Origin of the sequence: Marinobacter sp. DS40M6 (assembly GCF_028581595.1) — a bacterium.
GTDB lineage: Bacteria > Pseudomonadota > Gammaproteobacteria > Pseudomonadales > Oleiphilaceae > Marinobacter > Marinobacter salarius.
On record NZ_JAFCAE010000003.1, the window covers coordinates 543,336 to 560,876 of the forward strand.

Consider the following 17,541-nt stretch of genomic DNA (forward strand, 5'->3'; position numbering starts at 1 on the left):
GTTACTCCCACTCAACAATCGCCACTTCGGGCTGGTAATCAGATGAGCGGTCGCGGATGCGGACCTCCAGGGCAGCGGTATCCGTATCCTTCTGCAATTGATAGGTCGCGGCCTGCTTATAGGCGCGGTTATCCGGGCCAATACCCTCAACAAACACCGTCACCTCGTGTTCGCCCGTCTTGAGGTTACCGATGTGCAGGCGCTGCATACCGCCACGCTGCAATGCTTTGGCCTGACGCTCGGTATACAGGTGCGCGGCAACGGTTTCGTCATTGACCTTGAGTTTCACCGAATCCAGCTTGAGGAATTCGCCGGTGTCGAGGCTGAGAAACACCGCAAACTGGGTACTGGCGGGATACAGCAGGTCCTCTTCCAGAATGAACAGGTCCCGATTCAGGCGGATCACCTGCTTTTTCAGCTCTTCAACGCTCAACGAGACCGCACCGTCGCCGGTTTCGGCTTCGCTATTGTCCTGGGCCATGGCTGCCGGCTGCCAGAACGCCAGTGCCAGGCTGACAATGTGCAGTGCGAATGTGTTCTTCAAGGTCATCATGTTGAATCGTCCCGACCTGGTCAGTATTCAAGGATCAGCGATGCCCGGGTTACGAAGGCATCGAACGAATAAAGGGGCTCCTGCCCCGGCAGGAATTCGCCGGACGCAGTGACATCCCGGAAGTTGTCATAGCTGAAATCGAGCCAGTCCACCAAGAGGCTCGCCTGCAGGCGCTGGATGCCCGGCAACGAGGTCTGTTTCCACTCGTACACCACGCCGCCACCAAGGGTGGTGCCGGAAAACGCACTCATTTCCTTGTCGCGCGCCAGGTGGGTCTGGGAGTTTTCGAAGGCGTAGAGGTCGCTGTAGAAATCCGCCTCATCCTGGACGTAGTATCGGGCACGTCCCTCCAGCGTCCAGCGCGGATTCAGGGCATGAACGTAAGCGAGCTCAAAGGTCTGGGCGTCAATGCCCCAGCTGTCACTGAAATAGCGAAACTCACCGCGAATCGATGCCCGGTAAGGCAGGTAATACAGGGCCCTGGTAGCCACGGAGAAACTGGTGCGGGTTTCCGGGTAACGCTCAGGCTGGTCAAGAATAAATTTGGTGGGGTCGTTCGGGTCGATATAGCGATTTCGGCGATAGGGGTTCTCCAGGAAGCCTTCGTCCGTCACCACTTCCAGGTCAACGCCCAGCAGGCTGTTGCGGGTCATGACCTGACTCAGACCGAGTTGGTAATTCTGGCGATCAGCGTCTTCGCTGAACGATTCGTCCCCCCTGACACCCACCTCGTCCTGTCCCCGCGCATAACCCAGGGTGACCGTGGACATGCCGCCGAAGAATTCCTGGCTGACGGAAAAGTAGACGGTGTTGGCTTCGTAATCGTTCTCTGAGCTGTTGGTGTAACCCAGGCTCAGGATGGAGTCCTCATGGAGGTAATCCACCCCGAGGGTGTATTCCGTGCGCTCTTCGGTGTATTCACTGGCCAGCGCCACCACATCCACGGACGCGGCGGATACCATGTCCACGTAATACTGGCCGGACACCGACACCTGGGGGCCCACGCTCTTGCGCACCAGCACGGAGGGGCCATCAATGACCATGCCGCCGCCATCATAGCGGTGATAAAGGACATCCACGTTGTCTTGTGGCAGGGTTGCTGCGGTGGCGATCTGTACAAACGCCATCGCACACGCCAGCCCCTTTACCATCACAGGGAACAGCCTGGAGCAATCAGTTACAGCCACAACCACCTCCGGAGCCGCCTTCCGCCCCCCTTGCGGATTCACGGGCCTGGTACACGTGATGCATATAGGCGTCCGCTTTTCCATGCCGGCTCAGGCTCATGACCGGGTCCGCGAGCTTGTCCCGCTCATAGGGCTTCACCCAGGGCTTGATGTCACTGCAACCGGCCGCCCCCGCCGTTATGAGGATCACGATTGCCGATGCCATCACTGCTTTGAAAGGGTTCATACACTCACCTGCCTCAAGCTATTCCCGCACCAGTTGCCGGATCTGCGTTTCGTATTCGTCTTCATAGCCGGGCTGGTAGCCATGATGGAGAAAACGTGCGTTGCCATCGCGGTCAATCATGACCGTGGTCGGCATAGCCTGCACTTCGTACTGTTCGCTGACATCGCTCTGCGGGTCATAAAGGATCGGATAGCTGACTGGCACCTTGTCCAGGAAACGGTGTGCCTCGTCTCGGTTCTCATCCACGTTGACCGCCAGGATGGTGAATCCGAGACCCTTGTACTGAGCGTACAGGTCATCCATCAATGGCATTTCCTGACGACAGGGCCCGCACCAGGACGCCCAGAAGTTGAGCATTACCACTTCGCCACGGAAATCCTGTAGCCGCAGGTTCTCGCCCTGACGGCTTTCAAGAGTGAAGTCCGGCGCCGGAATGTTCATTTCCTCGGCCTGAACGGATGAAACGCCAACCAGCGTCGCCAGGGTCAGGGCCAATCCCAAAAACCGTGTTGTCATCATTGACTCCTGTTATCAGAAAAAGACAGAGAGGCCACCACTGACCTCAGTATTCATGGACGTTTTTTCCTCGCCCAGCACATCAATCCGGTAGAAGTGTTCACGCACCCCCAGATGGATCGATACGCTGTCGGTCAGCAATACCTGGTAACCAGCGCCCACGTTGAAGGTAAACCGGGTGTCACCGGCAAAGTCCGTGGCACCGGCCCCGCCGATCAGGTAGAAGTTGGTATTGAAGGCATAGTTCTCGGTCAGGAAGGCCTCACCGGGCAGCACATTCATGCCAATATTGATGTTGTAGTAGCGGTAGTCCCGGTCTTCGTCCGACAACACCTGAACGTCCCCGGCGAGCTTTTCAAAGCTGGTTTCTCCGCCTTCGGCAAAGCCCACATTGGCTTCAAAAAAGAAGGTTTCGCTGAGGTGGTAGGTCAGCTTGCCGCCCCACAGGAATGATGACTCAAAATCCTCGATATTGATGATGCCGGCAAACGCACCGATCTCGAAGTTCTCGGTGTCGATCAACGCCTCGTCGACCTTCTGGGGCCGCACATCCGGCTCAATCAATGGCCGGTCGTCCTCCTGGGCGCTGACAGCAGTTGGCACCAGCAGCAGGCCCGCAAACGGCAGGACGGTCAGAAGAATATGCTTAATCCGATTTTCCATTCTGTTGCTTCTTCGTTGGTTGCCCGATTGGTAAAAATCTTATAGTCCTTGACCTCGGCACGGATAAAATAGTTGTCCGTGACATAGGCGCGCAGGCCCAGGCCGGCGTGCCCAATGCTGTTATCCCGGTCTCCGGGGTCCGCCAGGGTGGCCTTGGGCTCGATGAAAATATGCCCCACGCCCAGCGTGAAGAACGGCGAAATACGCCAGTGCGGAAACGGCTGGTGAACGATGTTGGCGTTCACCATGCGAATTTCAGAGGCGCTTCCCAGTACCTGCGAACCCCAGAGCTCTGCCGACAGGTTGCGGGTCAGGAGATAGCCGCCGTATACCGCAGTCACCGCCGCGCCCTCGAACTCGCCCATCATCAACCCCGCCTCCCAACGGCGGCTGCTGAAATCATCAAACCGTGGATTACTGAGTGAGACCTGCTCACCCTCGCCATCCAGCGTCAGTTGCACATCGTCCACATGCACCCAACCTTCACGGCCCTTACGGTCGGTGACTTTCAGCCAGGACGTCTTGCGCATGCGCAACGTCAGCCACTCGCCCTTTTCGCTGGTATGGAACACCGGATAACCCACAGCCGGGCCGGTGCGCCACTCCACAAACGGTTCCGCCACCTGAACCTGGGGCATTGGCTCGTCGGCACCGCCCCACAGCCAGTCGGCGGCAGCGGAAAGGGGCGCAGTTAACATCAACAGCAGTATCAGGGCCAGTCTCATGGTTAACAGTTCGGGTCCTATCAGTCCGCCGGAGCATCAAAGGGGTTGTTGTAATACTGGCCACCGACATCAAGCCATTCGGCGAGGAGTCGCAGCTCGGCGGGGCTAAGAAGGTCTTGGTGAATGACATCAGTACGGAACCGGTTGAAAAAGTTGCCGCTGGCGCGGGCGCCGTTCACGGACATGGTGGGAGGCACGTTGACGTTTACAAAAACGGGAATTGGGTTGCCATCATCATCAAGGATTTGCTCTCCATCGTCGTCCAGCAGGAATCCGTCCTGTACCTGCACGTCAACGAGCTGGTCACCGACCAACTCCTGTTCGTTGTCGTTAAACATCAACTCCCGGTAGGACTTGAAATGATCGGGCTCATCCGGAGAGGCGCCGTCACTCAGATCCAGTTGTGCAATCGGCAACTGGGTTGCGTCGGCTGCATCGGTGTTCGAGTGGCACCCGGTACAGGTGTAGTCATCAACGTTGCCGTTGCCGTCGTCAACGAGTCTCTCAAGCCCCCACAGCGGATGGATATGCTGCTCGTAGTTGATAACGGTCCGACAGGCGGCGCGCCAGTCATCGGCGCACTCAGGACGGATCGGCGCGGGCGTTTCAAGGTCCGCATAACTCAACGAGAAGGCTGTGCCCGGTGTGAGACTGGCATCATCGGGGTCTGTCCACTGATCGACATAGACAGCGTCCGGCCCGAGGCGACGGGTTCCGTTAATCCGGGCCCAGGTTTCCGCCATGGTTTCACCCATGTCTGCGAAGAGAGCGGGGTCGGTATTCGGGAATTCGAGGCCGGTGGTCGGCGCGCCTGCGTAGACTGGGGCTGGCCCCGCATCCGGGCGACCATGAGGCACCGCGCTGCCAGGGTTATGGCAACCGCTGCACGCCAGGGTTTCTCCGGGCCTGACGTTCAACCAGTTCTGGTGACGGGGGCCAATCCGTCGTCCTTCATCGTCCAACACGCTGATGGCAAACGCGACGTTGGCGGGCACTGCCACCCGAACCGACCCATCAGGCTCGACCGGCACGTAGCCGAGAATTTCCCGCATCGACTGCGCCTGGCTGCGCCCAAATGCGGTGTTGTCGAAGTCCCTGACCTCTTCATCGGGAATTGAGACCGGCTTTTCGAGTCGAAGGAAGCGCCTGGGAAGGTTGTCCGGAGAAACAATCGCCGGATCGGCTGTCTGCCGAATACCCGCCGGAGAAGTATCAACGCCATCAATGTCGTAGACACTCTGGATTTGCAGTATGCCAAGACCATCCTCTGCAAGGGTCGCCGCATCGCCTGAGAACTGCGATTCGGGAATAAACGTCGGCAGGGACCTTTCGGTCATCAGTACCGCCTCGTCGAACTGTTGGCCTTCCTCGGGCGACTGAATCGGGCGCTGGGTGCCGGACGCCATATCAAGCAACCACAACCCGTAAACGGGAGCGGCGGCCCGATAGGCCCCCGAGGCAATCCGCTCCTGCGTGCAGTTGAGGATGTCGCCATTGCCAGTGGCAAGCCTCAGCCGGCATGGGCTCCAGCTAACGAGGTAGCGACGGGTGCCATCCAGAAACGGGGATACCGAGCTGTAGTTTCCGCGCAGCGAGATCTCATTGCCAAGGGACAACCCGCTGACCAACGGCGTTTGCGCCGAGCCGGGATTGCCGTCAACGCGGATGCCCGCCTCTACATAACGTTCGACATCAATCTCAACCGGAACCGCCCCAAAGTTGTTGGTTTCGGTAGGACGGAGCTGAGCCAGAAGTCGACCGGAATCCGTCGCCTGCGGGCGCAGATACTCAATGTTGACGTCATCGCTGACAGAGCCATGAGAGTGGCGGCCGTAAAGATAACTGAGCCCGGTGCCGTCCGGATTGACCTTATAGAGGTTGAATCCGTTGCCCTGGGTTTGGCCGGCATTGTCCCAGCGGCTAAATACGATGGCGCCTTCGTCCGTTACCAATGGGTCCAGATCGTGGCTCTGGTTGAACGTGATCTGCTCGATGTTGTCCCCGTCAGCATCCATCACGTGCAGGACAAAGGCCGGAACCTCGCGCTCCTCGTCAAGCGCCGGATACTGGGGCTTGCCCTCGTCCAACAAAATCGCGCGAGACACCCGTTGCCGCGTGGAGGAAAAGACAATGCGGTCATCAGGCAGGTAAGCAGGCGCGATATCCTGCCCTGCTTCGGCGGTGACGTTGGATTCGATAACGCGCCGGAGAGTGCCGGAAGATACGTCGTACTCCCAGATGTTCCAGGTTGGCTGTTCGTCCTCATCCGCGTCTTCAATCTCCGGCGCCCTCATGGCAAAGAGAACGCGAGTACCATCGTAAGAGACGGTGAGATCCTTGACGTCGTAGCCAAGCGGCCCCGGAAAAGCGGATGAAGTGATGTCTCGCGACGGCGCGTCGGGAGACGCGCGATCCTTCAGGAACAGGCGAGCGCCGGGACGAAACTCCGCAGGCTCGGCAAGGTTGTCACCGATGAGCGCGCCATTGTCCTCATCGAAAAGCAAGGGGCGTTTTACAAAGACGGCCGGATTCTCAACAACCACAGGGTCACTGGACTGACTGTCGCCGCTCTGGAGACACCCTGCAGCCAGAGCGACAGGAAGAAGCGCGAATACCCGGCCCAAGACAGCGAGATGGTAACGTAACCCACTGACGCAAGAGAACATTTTATTTTCGTAATGTTTAGTCACCACCAACGAACCCTGTTTGGCCTGAAAATCCATTTACATACGCTAAGTCGAGACGGGGCCTGTGCTCCAAGCCTTTTACGTAACGCTATGTAATAACGTGGAGCAGCACTCAAAACCGCAGTTAATAGCTCGCCTAGACTTTGAACAATTGTAAAATGGTACTAATGTGCGAATGCTAACGAAATCGAGGGAATCGATCATGACAGTCTTATGTACGACCCGGCAACTTATAAAGAGGACATTTTTACTCACTGTCCTGCTGGCTTTGGTCGGAACGCACGCTACCATCGCAAGCGCTGGCCCGCGGGACCAGGCAAAACGCATCCATGAACGCATCGCCGGTGTTCCTCCGTCTCCGGAGGTGCTCGATCAGATGGCGGCAAACATAACCAACAATGGTGCGTCAGGCGCCGTTTCTGCCGCCTACACGGCCATGGAAGATCCAGCGTTTTACGATGTTACCCTCAAAAATTTCGTTGCACCATGGACAAATGAGGCGATGTCCCCCTTCGTGCCGTTGAATGATTACACGGCGACGGTCATCGGTATTGTGCGGGATAATCACGATTTTAGACGCGTCTTATATGACGACATACTCTATGTGGGCAACGCCAGCCTGAACGGCATCTCGGCATACTCAACGTCGAACAACGACAACTATGAGGACCTTGAGCGCTCCGGTTACTCCCTCAGTGATGACAACGCGCTGGAGCAAACCACACAGTCCAGCCTGAACTCCGAATTGCCCACGGGAGCCACGGCCGGTGTGATCACCTCCCGGGCCGCAGCGAGGGCGTTCTTCAGCGCGGGCACCAACCGCGCCATGTTTCGGTTTACCTTGCTCAACCACATGTGCAATGACCTGGAGCAGGTCGCGGACGTATCCCTGCCACCGGACCGCATCCGCCAGGATGTGTCGCGAAGCCCGGGTGGCGACAGCCGGGTATTCCTCAGCAACTGCGTTGGCTGTCATACCGGCATGGACCCCATGACCCAGGCCTTTGCCTACTACGACTACCAGTACAACGCGGACACGGACCCTGACGGCGAACTGGGCAGGCTGATCTACAACTCTGTTAGCGACGTGGACCCGGAAACGGGTACCCGCGTTGTCGCCAAATACCACATCAATTCAACCACCTTTGAGCAGGGATACGTGACGCCGGACGATGGCTGGGACAACTATTGGCGGTCCGGCACCAATCGGCGCCTGGGCTGGGATGGTTCCCTGCCCGGCTCCGGTAACGGCGCCAAGAGCCTGGGGCGGGAGTTTGCCAATTCCGACGCCTTTGCCCAGTGCCAGGTGAAAAAAGTATTCCGCAATGTCTGCCTGCGAGAGCCCTCAAACGATAGCGATCGCTCAAAGATTAGCGAAATCGTTACGAGTTTCCGCAGCGGGTACAACCTCAAAACTGCCTTTGCGGAATCTGCCGCGTATTGCCGGGGGGAATAGGACATTATGAAAACCATAATCAGTAAAGGAACCCGAGCCCCCGCTGCGCTGTTCTCCGTTATTGCCGCCCTGCTCTTTCTTGCGGGCTGTAACAGTGGCGAGTCTACCGAAGCCCTTCCGAACACCGGCGGCGGCTCCAATACCGTTAGCTATAGTGGCCCGCCCCCCGCCAGCGACGATGTACTGAATTTCAAGCGCAGCGTGTGGGATGAGCTTTCTGGCCAGAACAAGTGCGGCGCCTGCCACAACGCCGGCGGCCAGTCACCACAGTTTGTGCATGAGGGCGACATCAACATTGCCTACGCCCAGGCCAATACCATTGTTAATCTGTCCGACCCGTCCCAGTCCGAGATGGTGACCAAGGTAGCGGGTGGCCACAACTGCTGGACGACGTCCGTCACTGCCTGTACCGACCTGCTGACGGTCTACATTTCAAACTGGGCGGGTGGCTCGGAGGGATCGGTTAAAACGGTCGAACTTCGCGCTCCAAACATCCAGGACGTGAACAACACACTGACCTTTCCGTCAGACACCGACGACTTTGCAAACACCGTCTACCCAGTACTAACCCAGTACTGCAGCGAATGCCACACCAGCAACGGCCAGACACCCTACATTGCAAGCTCCAATGTCGGCATTGCGTACGATCAGTCCAAAAGCCGCATTGATCTGAACGACGGAAAAGATCCGGTCACCGATGAATGGATACTTACCGATGAAGCTTCTTCAAGGCTCGTAGAAAGGCTGAGAGACGACCGTCATAACTGTTGGGATGCTGAGTGCCTCGATTCTGCCACAGAGATGCTGGCTGCAATCCAGGCCTTCATTGATCGCCTCGGGGACCCGGAGCCAATCCCCTCCAACCTGGTAACCAGCAAGGCACTGAACCTCGCCAACGACGGTCTGTTGGCCAATGCCGGCGGCCGATACGAAGACAACGTCATCGCGCTTTACGAATTCAAAGCAGGCGACGGCCCAACGGCCTTTGATACCAGCGGTATTTCCCCACCCCTGGACCTCACGCTCAGCGGCAACGTTGGCTGGGTTGGCGGCTGGGGTATTGATATTGGCCCTGCCTTTGAAACCGAAGAAGGCGAAATGATCCGTGCCGGCAAGGCTCAAGGCTCCACTGCCGACAGCCGCAAGCTGCACACCCTGCTGACCGCCTCCGGCGAATACGCCATCGAAGCGTGGGTTGTGCCCGGCAACATCACCCAGGAAGACTCCCGCATCGTGACCTACTCCGGCTCATCGACAGCGCGGAACTTCACGTTGGGCCAGGACATGCAGAGCTACGAGTTCCTGCATCGGAGCACCACCACCGACCAGAACGATCCAATGCTGACCGAAGCCAACCCCATGCTGTTGCAGGCGACCTTGCAACACGTGGTGGTGAACTTTTCACCGGACGGTGGCCGCGAAATTTTTGTGAATGGCGAACCCTCCGGTGATGTCGATCCGGATTCCGCCGGCCTGCTGACCGACTGGGACGACAGTTTCGCCCTGGTGTTGGGCAATGAGACGGACGGTGAATCGCCCTGGGAAGGCGCGGTCAGGATGCTTGCCATCCACAACCGTGCCCTCACCGCAGAGCAGGTTGCCGCCAACTACGACGTGGGCGTTGGCCAGAAGTTCTTCCTGCTGTTCAGCGTATCCCACCTGGTGGATATGCCGGAAAGCTTTATCGTCTTTGAGGTCAGCCAGTTCGACAACTACGGCTATTTGTTCTCAAATCCGTTCTTCATCAGTCTCGACGAGACCCAGTCTCCATCGGGTATACCATTGAAGGGCATGAGAATAGGTATCAACGGCCGCGAAGTGGTTGTAGGCCAGTCGTTTGCCAACCTGGATCTAACACTGAATGCCAGTGATTACGTAGCAGGCTCCGGCCAGCCATTGTCAAGACTCGGCACGGTTCTCGCGCTGGAAGAAGGCCCGGAAAACGACCAGTTCTTCCTGACCTTTGAACAGCTCGGTAGCAACACAGACGTTCGAGTGGAAGGCCCTGTCCCGACTCAGCCACCAGAAACCGGTAGCACGGAATTCTCCGCCATCGGCCTGAAGACGTTTGACGAAGTGAATGCGTCCATGTCCAAGGTGACGGGTATTCCGACCACCCAGCCGGGCGTCGCCGAAACATTCACTACGGTTAAGCAGCAGTTACCGACCGTGGAGGACCTTGAAGGCTTCCTGTCATCCCATCAGATGGCGATTACCCAGATGGCGATCCAGTACTGTGATGTTCTGGTGTCGGATACCACGCGCCGCAACGCCTTCTTCCCGGGCTTTAACTTTGGCGAGAATGCGAGCACTGCGTTTGACGACGCCGGCCGGGATCTCATCAAAACGCCGTTGATGGAGAAGTTCGTCGGCACAAGCCTGACAACGCAACCGAGTGATGCGGACATTGAAGCCGAGCTGGACGCGCTGATGGGACGACTCACCACCTGTGGTGGTAGTTGCGAAGCCGGCCGTACCGAAACCGTTGTCAAAGCAAGCTGCGCAGCCGTACTGGGCAGTGCAGTGACACTGATCCAGTAGAGGACGTTGACCATGTATATCAAACCTTCTCGCAAACGTGCACTGGCGACGGATCAACCTCTCCTGCACAGCGATCACTCAAGACCGAAAACCCGACGCGAGTTCATCGCGCAGGGCTTTATGACCGGTGCAGCCACCCTCTGTGGCGCATCCGTGTTCAGCTTGTTCGCCAATCCACGACAGGCGGCTGCAGCGCTGTCTCCGGACCTTGAGGACTGGAAAGAATCCTGCGGCATCGCCTCCGCAGGCGCGGGCAAGATTCCCTTTATCTGCTTTGACCTCGCCGGCGGTGCCAACATCGCCGGCTCGAATGTGCTGATGGGCAAATCCGGTGGCCAGTTCGACTTCCTGAGCACGGCCGGCTACAACAAGCTGGGCTTGCCCGGCACGATGCTGCCCAACGACCCGACCTTCGTGAACCAGGAGTTTGGCCTGGCGTTCCATTCCGACAGCGGTTTCCTGCGGGGCATGCAAGACAGCACGTCGATTGCCGCCCGTGGTTTCATCAATGGCGCCATCATTGCCGCCCGTTCCGAGAACGACACCGGCAATAACCCCCATAACCCGATGTACGGCATCAGCAAGGCGGGCGCTGACGGTGAACTACTCACACTTGTGGGTTCGCAGAGCTCAGAAAGTGGCGGCAACTCCATGGCGCCCATGAGCCTGATCAATCCTCAAGTACGCCCCACCAAGATTGACCGCCCGAGCGATGTTTCGGGGCTGGTGGACGTGGGCGACCTGACCGCCATTCTGGATCAGGACGATGCCGTCGCCGTGATGGAGTCCATCCAGCGCATCAGCCGCAAGAAACTGGACAATGTCGATACCACACTTGTCACCAGAGACGATGTGGTGAAGGACCTCGTCAACTGCGGCTATGTTAAAAGCGCAGACCTGACCGAACGCTTTGCCGATCCGTCTTCTATCGATCCATCTCAGGATACGGACATCGTGGGTGGCATTTTCACCGAAGCCCAGTTCAACGAAAACTCGCGGCTGGGCCGGGAAATCCGCAAAACAGCAGCCGTTATGAAACTGGTCCAGAATGGCTACGCCGGTGCCGGTACCGTTACGCTGGGTGGTTATGACTACCACACTGGCGAGCGTGGCACCGGTGAAGAGCGGGACTACCTGGCGGGCCGCTGCATGGGTGCCTGCCTGGAATACGCCCACCGGACGGGCACGCCGCTGATGCTGTACGTGTTCAGCGACGGCTCCGTATCAAGCAATGGTCGGCTGGACGAATCCATGGCCGGGCGCGGCAAAGGCGAGTGGACAGGCGACAACCAGCAGACGGCTGCGTCTTTCTTCCTGGTCTACAGCCCGGCAGGCCAACCCACTGCCCTCACCAACCAGATCGGCTTTATGCGCTCGGACGCCTCCGTGGAAACCGCCTCGAGCCCTGCGGCCAACAACGTAAACCAGTTGGTGCAGACGGTATTGCTCAACTACATGGCGCTGCACGGGGAACAAGGCATGTTCGAGAATTCGGATCGGTTCCCCAATCATGGCCTCGGGAATCAAAACAGCCGTGATCGACTCATCGCCCTCGAACCGATTGTGTGACCCGGCGTGACCGGGCTTACGGGCCCGGTCGCACACCCCTTTTGCATCACTCCCTTTCCGGTGGCATCAGCCCGTCCGAATAATGCACCTGACGCTGTTCATCAATGATGACGGCGTCGATGCCCTTTAACCGATTGACCATTTCAAGCCCCTTGGCCGCCCCAAGCACAAAGACCGCCGTGGACAAGCCATCGGTTGTGATGCTGTCGTCGCCGAGGATGGTCACACTCTGCACGCCTTTTGCCGGTTTTCCAGTCGCGGGCGAGAGAATGTGATGGACACGCTCGTTGTTGTCGTCAAAAAAGAAGCGTTCGTAATCGCCTGATGTCGACACTGCCACGTTGGTCAGTGGCAAAACCATAGCGTTGCGTGATTCAGATCGGGGGTCCCGAATACCCACGATCCAAGGCTTGCCGCGCTTATCACCCAGCAGCCGCAGGTCTCCCCCCGCGCTCAAGCGGGCATGACGAATGCCGAACGATTTCAGGATGTCGATACCACGGTCAACGGTATACCCCTTGGCAATGCCACCCAGATCCAGCCGCACCCCCTCATCAAGGAATCGGACGGTATTGGCACTGGGGTCCAGCACCACCGATCTGTAATTCACCTTTGCCAAGCCTTCCGCCAGCTCTTCATCGGAGGGCTGTTGTCTGGCGCGAAAGTCGTACAGGTAGCCGATGGAACCAAAGCTGATGTCGAAGGCGCCATGGCTCAATTCAGAAATCCTCAGCGCCTGCTGAAGCACCGTAAAGAGACTGTCGCTCACCTCCACCGGTCCGTTGGCCGCCTCGCGGTTAACCCGGGACAGTTCGGAATCTTCCCGGTAACGGCTCATCTGACGGTCGATACGGTCGAACAAAGCCAGCACGGCATCTCCTGCCTCGCTGGCCACGGCCGGATCCTCGGTCCAGAACTCCATCTCTATGGCGGTGGTCATTGCCGTACCGCTCACACGTACCCATTCGGCCTGGGCCGGCATGGCCACAGTCAGCAGCGTGGCCATACCCCACGCCAACGTCCGTGCAACTGTCCCCTTATTTAACCATCCGTTGTTCACCACCCACCCTCGTTTCAATAATTGTGTTTGATCGTTGTTTTGATGCCAGCCCCTGACTCATCCCCTCTACGCCCCCCTCATCCCCCCGTCTACGCCAATAAAAAGTGCGTCAGGAGGATGAACAGCCGGGAGCATCGTCGCACTATGCATGAAAGCTATTCCAGCGGATGCTCTCCGCTCTCACAATAACAATCTTTCACCGCCAGGGTGTTAAGCGAGGCAAGATGATGAAAAACCCGGACTGGTGGCGTGGAGCCGTCATTTACCAAGTTTATCCACGCAGCTTCTACGATTCCAATGGCGATGGCATTGGTGACCTGCCTGGGGTTACTGCCAAACTCGATTACATCGCCAGCCTCAACGTGGATGCAATCTGGCTGTCACCCTTCTTTACCTCGCCGATGAAGGACTTTGGCTACGACGTCTCTGACTACCGCGGAGTGGACCCGATATTCGGCACCATTGAGGACTTCGATGAACTCATTGCCGAGGCCCACAAACGCGATCTGAAGATCATGATCGACCAGGTGTTGAGCCATTCCTCCGATCAGCATCGCTGGTTTACTGAAAGCCGCGCCAGCCGCGACAACCCGAAAGCGGACTGGTACGTGTGGGCAGACCCGAATGCCGACGGCACCCCACCCAACAACTGGCTGTCGGTGTTTGGCGGCTCCGCGTGGGCCTGGGACAGCCGCCGCAAGCAATACTACCTGCACAATTTCCTGACCAGCCAGCCGGATCTGAATTTCCACTGCCCGGACGTGGTTGAACAGGTTTTGTCAGACGTAAAATTCTGGCTGGACCGCGGCGTGGACGGCTTCCGCCTGGACGCCGTCAACTTCTGCTTCCACGATCCGGAACTGAGGGACAATCCGCCCAGCAACGCCGTTGCTGAAGGCTCCATTGGTGTACGCAAGGAAAACCCTTACGCATACCAGTTCCACAAATACGATAAGACCCGCCCGGAAAACCTGGCCTTTCTGCAGCGCCTGCGTGCCCTGCTCGACCAGTATCCCGGCACGACTACCGTTGGGGAAATCGGCGACGACAACTCCCTGCAGACCATGGCGGAATACACCAGTGGCGGCGACAAGCTGCACATGGCCTATTCCTTTGATCTGCTGACAGAACAGCATGGAGCCGACTTTTTCCATAAGACCGTCGACTCCATCGAGAAAAAACTGACCGACGGCTGGCCCTGCTGGGCCATCGGCAACCATGATGTTTCACGGGTTGCTACCCGCTGGCAGGCGGGTTCGCCCGAACAGTTGAAAGCCTATATGGCAATGCTGCTGACACTCCGTGGCAGCGTTTGCATCTATCAGGGCGAAGAACTGGGGCTGACCGAGGCGGAGCTGGAATACAAAGACCTGGTGGATCCCTATGGCATCAATTTCTGGCCCGAATACAAAGGCCGGGATGGTTGCCGTACACCCATGGTATGGCACAACAAAGAGGCCAATGGTGGCTTCTCCGATGCACGCCCCTGGCTACCGGTTTATGATGAACACTACAGTGCCGCGGTGGCCGTCCAGCACGAACAGGAAAACTCCATCCTGCAGGCATACCGTACATTCCTGGGCTGGCGTGCACAGCAACCGGTACTGTTGAAGGGCGACATTGAGTTTCTGGACAGCCCCGAAAACACTCTGGTTTACACCCGGACTTATGAAGGCGCCACTTTCCTGGTCGCCCTGAACCTGACTGATCAGCAAGTTCGAATCACAGCTCCGGCCGCGGGCCAGAGAGTCAGCGGCGCGCCGGATTTTGTCGGCGGTTCCTGGAATGACCGGGAGCTGGAACTGCAGCCCTGGGGTGTGGAGATTGCAACACTCTGAGTCCGCTTTCACAGATCAAACAAGAAGACATACGTTATGGCCAGCGTCACATTAAGAAACATCTGCAAGAGTTATGACGAAACCCAGGTCACCCGCAATGTGAACCTGGATATCGACGACGGTGAATTTGTGGTGTTTGTCGGCCCCTCCGGGTGCGGCAAATCCACCCTGCTGCGAATGATCGCGGGGCTGGAGGACATCACCTCTGGCGACCTGTACATCGGCAACGACAAGGTCAACAACCTGCCTCCCAAGGAACGGGAAGTGGGCATGGTGTTCCAGTCCTATGCGCTATACCCCCACATGAACGTGGCGGAAAACATGGCATTCGGTCTCAAACTCGCCAAGACTGACAAGGCCGAGATTGACCGGCGCGTTAACGACGCCGCCAAACTGCTGCAACTGAACAACCTGCTGGAACGCAAACCCAAGGATCTGTCCGGTGGTCAACGCCAGCGGGTTGCGATTGGCCGCACCATCGTTCGGGAACCCACGGTATTCCTGTTCGATGAGCCCCTATCCAACCTCGATGCCTCCCTGCGGGTGCAGATGCGCATCGAGATCTCCCGCCTGCACAAGCGGCTGGACGCCACCATGGTGTACGTCACCCACGATCAGGTGGAAGCCATGACCATGGCCGACAAGATCGTTGCCCTGGATAACGGCACCATCGCCCAGGTCGGCAAGCCCATGGAACTCTACCACTACCCCGCAACACGGTTCGTGGCAGGCTTTATCGGTTCCCCGAAGATGAACTTCATCGACTGCACCGTGGAGAGTGCCAGCAGCCAGTCCGTAACCGTTACCATGCCCGGCAAACACTCTCTCGAACTGCCCATCAACGGCCATGAGCTGGCCGCTGGTGAGTCTGTCACCGTGGGCATTCGTCCCGAGCATCTGAGCAACGACGAAGAAGCGGATATGTACCTGGACGGCGAAGTCACCGTGGTGGAGCGGCTGGGCTACCAGACCCTGGTTCATATGGACGTGAACGGCGTGGATGGCGTGATCACCATGCGCACCGACGGCAGCGACCCGGTCCAGGAGGGCTCGAAAGTCACCCTGGGCATCAAGGCCATCAAGTGCCACCTGTTCCGCGAAGATGGCGACGCCTGCCCCCGGCTTTACCGGGAACCCTGCATTGATTTTTGATCTGCTCTGACACCTTTTCAGGGGCCGGTTCCGTCACGTACCGGCCCCTTTTTTTGCCCTTTCAGTCTCGTCTAATCTGGTCTGGCCTGGCCTGGCCTGGCCGCTAAACAGGCTGGTAGGTCCTCCCGAAACACGCTGTGAATACGTCCCTGTACGCTCGGCTCCGCCATCCATGGCTCCGCACGGTTTCGTGAGGACCTACCAGCCTGTTCAGCTATCAAGGTGGTGACCGCAAAGACCGAGGTTATTCACAGCGTGTTTCGGGAGACCCTACGTCACTGTTCAGCAGTCAAATAGCGCTTGAGTTAGCTTGGAGAGTTGGCAGGGGGATCAAAAAAGCCCGGTCAGTAGGGGGGATTAGCCTGACCGGGTCGCGAAGTGCGGAAAAGGAAGACGCATTTCTCGCGGAAGGGCCGCCCGGGATCCTCCGTGGCGGCGTAGGAGAACAATCCATTCAGTCCAGCGGCATCAACCCTTGACGCCGCCAGCAGTAAGCCCGCCAACAATCCATTTCTGGCAATACAGGAAGATCAGCGTGATGGGCAGGCCCGAGAGCACAGCGGCAGCGGCAAAGTCGCCCCACAGGTAGTTCTGCTCGTACAGGTACTGTTGCGCGCCGACCGCCAGGGTCAGTTTGTCGGTGTCCACCAGCAGCACGGATGCCATCGGGTATTCCATGATGGTCATGATGAAGGCCAGGATGAACACCACCACCAGGATCGGTACCGACAACGGCAGCAGGATGTAGCGGAACGCCTGCCACGTGGTTGCCCCATCCACGATGGCGGCTTCTTCCAGGGAGCGGTCAATGGAATCGAAGTAGCCCTTGATGGTCCAGATATGCAAGGCCATACCGCCGAGCGAGGCCACGATCACAGCACCGTGGGTGTTCAGCCCCAACCAGCTCACATGGTTGCCTATCTGGTCAAACAGGGCATACAGCGCCACCAGAGACAGCACCGGCGGGAACATCTGGAAGATCAGCATCGACTTGAGCACAAAGCCTTTGCCTGCAAAACGCATGCGGGCGAAGGCGTAGGCACTGGTGGTCGAGAGAGCCAGGATCATCACCGAGGAGATCACTGCGATCTTGATGGAGTTCCACAGCCACAACAATACCGGGAACGGCGGCTGGGTGACCGTGCCGTCCTCCCCGGTATAGGGAATGCCCAGCGCCAGGTACCAGTGTTCCAGCGAAGGGTTCTCCGGCAGCAGGCTGCCGGCCGCAAAGTTACCGCTGCGGAAGGAGATGGAGATCACCATTAGAAGCGGGAACAGGATGATCACGATAAAGCCCAGCATCCCGAGATGGGACGCCAGAACGCGATACTTGGTGGAGCGGGGTTGAACCATTGCCATGGGTAGCTC

14 protein-coding genes are annotated in these 17,541 nt (G+C 58.1%); 5 read left to right on the forward strand and 9 right to left on the reverse strand.

The genetic code is table 11. The features are described 5' to 3' along the window. Window position 1: 1 nt before the first annotated feature. The 7 genes from JJO78_RS10160 to JJO78_RS10190 are packed head-to-tail and all read right to left on the reverse strand — an operon-like array spanning window position 2 to window position 6,536. On the reverse strand, window positions 2–553 hold the full coding sequence (locus tag JJO78_RS10160; RefSeq protein WP_036205193.1) for a hypothetical protein: 552 nt from the start codon (window positions 551–553) through the stop codon (window positions 2–4). Between the two features lie 20 nt (window positions 554–573). Further along, window positions 574–1,740: a DUF3570 domain-containing protein gene (locus JJO78_RS10165; RefSeq protein WP_443094028.1), complete on the reverse strand. Its 1,167-nt coding sequence runs from the start codon at window positions 1,738–1,740 to the stop codon at window positions 574–576. Further along, a complete protein-coding gene (locus tag JJO78_RS10170; protein WP_127401546.1) occupies window positions 1,727–1,966 on the reverse strand; it encodes a DUF4266 domain-containing protein in 240 nt (79 codons plus the stop codon). Before JJO78_RS10170 ends, JJO78_RS10165 begins: the two co-directional genes overlap by 14 nt. A gap of 18 nt (window positions 1,967–1,984) precedes the next feature. Further along, window positions 1,985–2,482 carry a TlpA family protein disulfide reductase gene (locus JJO78_RS10175; RefSeq protein ID WP_273623590.1) on the reverse strand — a complete coding sequence of 166 codons (498 nt, stop codon included), beginning with the start codon at window positions 2,480–2,482 and terminating at the stop codon, window positions 1,985–1,987. Between the two features lie 15 nt (window positions 2,483–2,497). Further along, entirely contained in the window at window positions 2,498–3,145 is a 648-nt protein-coding gene (locus JJO78_RS10180; RefSeq protein ID WP_075196257.1) for an outer membrane beta-barrel domain-containing protein, read from the reverse strand. Further along, window positions 3,115–3,870, reverse strand: coding sequence for an SH3 domain-containing protein (locus JJO78_RS10185; protein ID WP_075196258.1), 756 nt, complete (start codon window positions 3,868–3,870; stop codon window positions 3,115–3,117). The genes JJO78_RS10180 and JJO78_RS10185 overlap by 31 nt, the downstream gene beginning before the upstream one ends. Window positions 3,871–3,890: 20 nt before the next feature. Then, window positions 3,891–6,536 (reverse strand): hypothetical protein, encoded by a 2,646-nt coding sequence (locus tag JJO78_RS10190; RefSeq protein WP_273623593.1) that lies wholly within the window; start codon window positions 6,534–6,536, stop codon window positions 3,891–3,893. Between the two features lie 397 nt (window positions 6,537–6,933). Between JJO78_RS10190 and JJO78_RS10195 the strand changes: the two genes are divergently transcribed. The 3 genes from JJO78_RS10195 to JJO78_RS10205 are packed head-to-tail and all read left to right on the forward strand — an operon-like array spanning window position 6,934 to window position 12,123. Continuing rightward, complete coding sequence (locus tag JJO78_RS10195) at window positions 6,934–8,013, forward strand: hypothetical protein (protein ID WP_227544187.1); 1,080 nt, start codon at window positions 6,934–6,936, stop codon at window positions 8,011–8,013. 6 nt (window positions 8,014–8,019) lie between these two features. Beyond that, window positions 8,020–10,554, forward strand: coding sequence for a LamG domain-containing protein (locus JJO78_RS10200; protein WP_273623595.1), 2,535 nt, complete (start codon window positions 8,020–8,022; stop codon window positions 10,552–10,554). A gap of 12 nt (window positions 10,555–10,566) precedes the next feature. Continuing rightward, a complete protein-coding gene (locus JJO78_RS10205) occupies window positions 10,567–12,123 on the forward strand; it encodes a general secretion pathway protein GspF (RefSeq protein WP_273623596.1) in 1,557 nt (518 codons plus the stop codon). Between the two features lie 46 nt (window positions 12,124–12,169). On the opposite strand, the gene JJO78_RS10210 is transcribed toward JJO78_RS10205, so the two are convergent. Further along, window positions 12,170–13,129, reverse strand: a complete 960-nt coding sequence (locus JJO78_RS10210; protein ID WP_273623597.1) for an FAD:protein FMN transferase — start codon at window positions 13,127–13,129, stop codon at window positions 12,170–12,172. A gap of 278 nt (window positions 13,130–13,407) precedes the next feature. On the opposite strand from JJO78_RS10210, the gene JJO78_RS10215 reads away from it, so the two are divergent. After that, window positions 13,408–15,021 carry an alpha-glucosidase family protein gene (locus JJO78_RS10215; protein ID WP_273623598.1) on the forward strand — a complete coding sequence of 538 codons (1,614 nt, stop codon included), beginning with the start codon at window positions 13,408–13,410 and terminating at the stop codon, window positions 15,019–15,021. A gap of 36 nt (window positions 15,022–15,057) precedes the next feature. Then, complete coding sequence (gene malK, locus JJO78_RS10220; protein ID WP_273623599.1) at window positions 15,058–16,173, forward strand: maltose/maltodextrin ABC transporter ATP-binding protein MalK; 1,116 nt, start codon at window positions 15,058–15,060, stop codon at window positions 16,171–16,173. Window positions 16,174–16,641: 468 nt separating this feature from the next. Here malK and malG read toward each other — a convergent pair whose 3' ends face one another. Then, window positions 16,642–17,532 (reverse strand): maltose ABC transporter permease MalG, encoded by an 891-nt coding sequence (gene malG, locus JJO78_RS10225; protein ID WP_041335489.1) that lies wholly within the window; start codon window positions 17,530–17,532, stop codon window positions 16,642–16,644. Window positions 17,533–17,541 lie beyond the last annotated feature (9 nt).